General features: G+C 41.3%; 3 protein-coding genes. 2 read left to right on the forward strand and 1 reads right to left on the reverse strand.

Annotated features, from left to right (window positions below):
* Window positions 1–211: 211 nt before the first annotated feature.
* Together ACGF5R_RS24005 and ACGF5R_RS24010 are read left to right on the forward strand one after the other, a co-directional pair.
* Window positions 212–439 (forward strand): hypothetical protein, encoded by a 228-nt coding sequence (locus ACGF5R_RS24005; protein ID WP_228940685.1) that lies wholly within the window; start codon window positions 212–214, stop codon window positions 437–439.
* Window positions 436–873 carry a type IV secretion protein Rhs gene (locus ACGF5R_RS24010; RefSeq protein WP_166290202.1) on the forward strand — a complete coding sequence of 146 codons (438 nt, stop codon included), beginning with the start codon at window positions 436–438 and terminating at the stop codon, window positions 871–873. Before ACGF5R_RS24005 ends, ACGF5R_RS24010 begins: the two co-directional genes overlap by 4 nt.
* A 53-nt stretch (window positions 874–926) precedes the next feature.
* Here the strand turns inward: ACGF5R_RS24010 and ACGF5R_RS24015 are convergent, their stop codons facing one another.
* Window positions 927–1124 (reverse strand): hypothetical protein, encoded by a 198-nt coding sequence (locus tag ACGF5R_RS24015; protein WP_036846040.1) that lies wholly within the window; start codon window positions 1122–1124, stop codon window positions 927–929.
* Window positions 1125–1275: the final 151 nt, after the last annotated feature.

A 1275-nucleotide genomic window follows, 5' to 3' on the forward strand; every position in this document is an offset into this window, starting at 1 on the left:
GGGTTCGCGGGGGTGAGTGAAGTGGGGAGGCGTGGCTCTTTAACAGGCTGTTATTAAAGAAAAAAACCCTAAGAAAACAGTATGATCGTGTCGGGGCAGTCCCTAAGACCCTCTGGGGCTGGCAGGGTGTCCAGCGGTTAAAGACTCGTTTGAGCAAGCTAGAAATAAGGCATTAAATTGGCTTACAGATAGAGAATTTAAAGCAGAGAAAGTGAACACTGGTAAGTTTGGTTCTACAAAGAACCAGCCTGTAGGAATGACTACCGCTGATGGAAAAACAGGTTTTAGAATTGAATATGATGAAAGAAGCGGTGCCCATATTAATGTCTTTAGTGGAAAAGAAAAAGGTGAACATTTCCTTTTTGATGCTACTGAGAAAACAGTCACTAAACTGCAAAAGCTATTTGATCTTCCATCAAAACCGTGGAGAGGCTCATGACTCTTGATGAAGAAATTAGAAATGAAATCAATCAACAACCTAATCCTCCAGTAATAATAGATGATTGGGAAGAAATAGCCGACTCTTTATCAGATTCTTTTGAATGGAAAGGCTCTAAGATAGACTGGTCAAAAACCAATAATCATCAAAGTTGTTTATATACGAAAGATGATGATTTGGAACTGTTAATGAATAAATTTGTTGAAAATCACTCTCTTAATAAGGTTATATCTAGCAGTAAAACGATTTATTATATAAATGATTCATCTTTAGACTTTGCAATCGCTATGAATCCAGAGCAATTCCATGCTATTTTTTTACTTGTTATTAATAATGTGCCGCAACATCATTATTTTTTTGATGAAAATAAAAAATGGTGCTTTGTTATTAGCTCTGAGGGATATATAGATTTTGGGTTCTCTAATTTAGCCTAAAACATATTAATAAGGCCGGAAGCTCCTAAGTGATCTTCCGGCCTTATTATGATCTACCTTGGCGCATACCCTCGGTAAGCCAGCGCCGACTGGAGCTTACCGAGGGCATCTTTGATCTGATATGCTTCCTCGTCATTCACCGCGCAAGCCCGTATCTCAGACCAGCACAGCCGCTTAACCAGTTGGGCCAAGGCCAGTGCTTCAATGTGGGTTAACTGAATGTCCTGTAAATGTTCAATCGCTATCGTCATCTCATGCGCTCCCCTTAACCCACAAAACCGGTTATCAGTGCCCGCAGTTGGGCCTGTTGTCGCTGGTATTGCTGATGCTGTTGTTGCGTGGCCTCACTGTCAGGAATCAGCACCAGACAACCGTCCATCACCTTCACCGTAATCTGACCCC

The sequence above is a fragment of the Photorhabdus sp. RM71S genome, assembly GCF_042879355.1.
GTDB lineage: Bacteria > Pseudomonadota > Gammaproteobacteria > Enterobacterales > Enterobacteriaceae > Photorhabdus > Photorhabdus kayaii.